We start from the raw sequence: 3006 nt of genomic DNA on the forward strand, positions 1-3006 counted from the left end.
GGCAGCGGCTGCACCTCGCGCACCGGCACGGACTCCGCCGCGCCGCCGCGCCGGCCTCCCCCGCCCCGGCGCCGCGCCGGGCGCTGTCCCGCACTCCCGCCGCTCCCCCGGGACCGGTCGTCGTCGAACGGAATGACCTTGGCGTCCGCCATCGTTGCTGCGCTCCTCAGTTGGCGCTCTGCGTCGGGAGGGGGCCGCTGCCCCGCAGGGACAGCTCCGCGATCCGGTCGACGGCCCCCGCGAGGGCCTCCGGCGGCAGCAGCCCCGGACCGCGGCCGCGCACGAAGTCCGCGAACGTCTCGGCCGTCGTGTACTTCGGCCGGAACCCCAGCGTCTCGCGCATCTGCGTGGTGTCCACGACCCGCCCGTGGGTGAGCAGCCGGATCTGCTCCGGAGAGAAGTCCGTCATCCCCAGCGTACGCACGAGGGTGCCCGCCCAGGTGACCGCCGGCAGCAGCAACGGCACCGTGGGACGCCCCAGCCGGCGCGAGCACTGCGAGAGCAGCAGCACGCCGTCGCCGGCGACGTTGAACGTGCCGCTGTTCAGCGTGCCCCGCCGCGGGTCGTGCGAGGAGATCCGCAGCACCTCGATCACGTCGTCCTCGTGCACGAACTGGAGCCGCGGGTCGTACCCGAACACCGTCGGCAGCACCGGCAGCCCGAAGTACGACGCGAGCGGCGTCTCCGCGCTCCGGCCCAGGATGTTGGCGAACCGCAGCACACACACCGCGACGTCCGGCCGGCGGCGCGCGAAGCCCCGCACATACCCCTCGACCTCCACGGCGTCCTTGGCGAAACCACCGCTGGGCAGCGACTTGGGCGCGGTGGTCTCCGTGCAGACGGCCGGGTCGCGGGGCGCGGAACCGTAGACGTTCGTACTGGACTTGACCACGAGCCGCTTCACCGTCGGCGACTTCTGGCAGGCGCCGAGCAGCTGCATCGTGCCGATGACGTTGGTCTCCTTGACCGACGTGCGGCTGCCACTGCCCAGCGGCGTGCCCGTGACGTCCATGTGGACGACCGTGTCCGCGCCCGTCTCGGCCAGCACCCGCCCGATGGCCGACTGCCGGATGTCCGCCTGGACGAAGTCGGCGCCGCCCAGATGGTGCTCCGGCGCGACGGCGTCCACGCCGACGACCCGGTCCACGTCGGGGTCACGCTGGATCCGCCGGACGAACCGGCCCCCCAGCTGACGGGCCACCCCGGTCACGAGCACGACCTTGCCCAAGATCCGCGCCTTCCTCTCGCCCTGCTCCGTACCCTGCCGCGTTCCCGTCCGCGGGCCAACTTAGCCGGTCGGTGTTGCGCTGTGATGACCGCCGGATGCAGCACGTGACGAGAAATCGCACCCGCCCGGACCCTGAGGACCGGGATACGACTGTGGCCCCCCACCTGGTGCGGTGGGGGGCCACAGGACACGCTGACGGCGCAGCGTCGCTTACTTCTTGTTGCGACGCTGAACGCGCGTGCGCTTGAGCAGCTTGCGGTGCTTCTTCTTGGCCATCCGCTTGCGCCGCTTCTTGATAACAGAGCCCACGACTACCCTCGCTCACTTCTCATCACTCGGTTGTTTGGGCGCCATGGGCCCACACGACCTACGAGGGGCTAGCCTACCCGCCCGAGCGCTGAGGTCGTAATCGAGGTCGTCAGGCCGTTTCCACCCCCACATAGCTCTCGCGGAGGTACTCGTGAACCGCTTGCTCCGGGACGCGGAACGACCGTCCCACCCGGATCGCGGGCAGATGACCGCTGTGCACCAGCCGGTACACGGTCATCTTGGACACGCGCATCACCGAGGCGACCTCCGCCACGGTAAGGAACTGAACCTCGTTCAGAGGCCTTTCGCCAGCTGCAGCCATGACACACCTGAACCTTCCGCACTCGACGGCCACCGGCTTCCCCTTCCGGTGACTCTTCGTCGCTGCGTGCTCACTCCCCAATGTAGGTGCGGGTGATGCGAATGGGGAAGAGGTGCACCCATCGGCGTCCTACTGGGACAGACACGCCCGATTGAGTACGTAGCGGATGAGCGGCCGGTAGTACTCGGGCCGCACACCGTCATCAAGCGGAACGGCGACGGACACCAACCCCTCGGCCTCACCCACGAAGAGCGCGGGATCGTTCACATCGCCCGGCCCGATGGCCTCGAACCCCAGCTGACCTGCACCGCAGACCCACCCGTGGTCCCCGATCACCAACTCGGGAAGCGGCCCGCCGGCCTCGGCCGCCACGGCCAGCGCGGTCCGAACCGGGAGCGGCGAATGCGTGTGTGCGCCGGGCTCACAACCGGGGCGTTCCGCGCCGGGCTCCCGCACCAACGCGACTCCCCGGACGTACTCGAGGTTGTGGGTACGTAGACCGAACCGGGTCGTTATGTCGACACGGTGACCCTGCGCCGGGGTGAGGACAGCACATCCCGCCGCCGACAGGGCGTCCGCCAGGGCGGCGTAGAAACCGAGCAGCCGATGCGGGTGCCCGGTGCCGAGGAGTACCGGAGCGCGACGCTCGGCGACTGCGGCGAGGCGCCCGGCGAAGGCGTCCAGAGCGGTCAGCGTCAGCTCGGGGTCGATCACATCCTGGCCCGAAGTATGCCGCGGGTCGGCCGAAACACCGCACCTGCGCGCCATCAGCCCGAGCAGCTCCCGCTGCCCCCACTCCCCCTCGGGATCGATCCCGAGGGTGATCCGCGGATCCCGGGCGGCGAACAACCGATAACTCCGCAGACTCACCTCACGAGAGGTCGCCACAACCCCGGCAAGACGAACATCAAGAAGATGACCCCGAAGAGCCCCACGCCCCAACACCCACCCGATCCTGCCGCACGGCCCCTCCCCCGCCCCCAAATTCCCGAACACGACCCCACGGACGGCGTAACCACCACCACGCCGCCCTTACGTAGCTGCGGGCAATCGTGCCGCTGGGGCGGCACGGGTGGGCGCAGCGGCACCCCGCCACGCCGGGCCACACCACCCACCCCCGCCCAGCCTCAGCGCCGGGCAACCCCCG

Annotated in this window: 4 protein-coding genes and 1 pseudogene; all 5 read right to left on the reverse strand. The window is 70.4% G+C overall.

The window, feature by feature from the left end; all coding sequences use genetic code 11:
• Nucleotides 1-152, reverse strand: a pseudogene (locus GTW67_RS37795) (glycerol acyltransferase); the annotation flags it as partial.
• Nucleotides 153-166: 14 nt separating this feature from the next.
• Nucleotides 167-1228 (reverse strand): NAD-dependent epimerase/dehydratase family protein, encoded by a 1062-nt coding sequence (locus GTW67_RS19990; protein WP_161166189.1) that lies wholly within the window; start codon nucleotides 1226-1228, stop codon nucleotides 167-169.
• A 210-nt stretch (nucleotides 1229-1438) separates the two neighbouring features.
• Nucleotides 1439-1537, reverse strand: coding sequence for a 30S ribosomal protein bS22 (locus GTW67_RS19995; RefSeq protein ID WP_003948845.1), 99 nt, complete (start codon nucleotides 1535-1537; stop codon nucleotides 1439-1441).
• A gap of 109 nt (nucleotides 1538-1646) precedes the next feature.
• The gene (locus GTW67_RS20000; RefSeq protein WP_004984898.1) at nucleotides 1647-1859 is read right to left on the reverse strand and encodes a helix-turn-helix domain-containing protein; all 213 of its coding nucleotides are present in this window, start codon (nucleotides 1857-1859) and stop codon (nucleotides 1647-1649) included.
• A 129-nt stretch (nucleotides 1860-1988) separates the two neighbouring features.
• Nucleotides 1989-2804, reverse strand: coding sequence for a phosphatase (locus GTW67_RS20005; RefSeq protein WP_161166190.1), 816 nt, complete (start codon nucleotides 2802-2804; stop codon nucleotides 1989-1991).
• Nucleotides 2805-3006: the final 202 nt, after the last annotated feature.

This window comes from Streptomyces sp. SID5910, assembly GCF_009862125.1.
In the GTDB taxonomy this organism is placed as follows: Bacteria; Actinomycetota; Actinomycetes; order Streptomycetales; family Streptomycetaceae; genus Streptomyces.

Excerpts from the sequence above, each read along its gene's own strand:
- GTW67_RS20000 (WP_004984898.1), bottom strand. The coding sequence starts at position 1,859 with ATGGCTGCAGCTGGCGAAAGGCCTCTGAACGAGGTTCAGTTCCTTACC.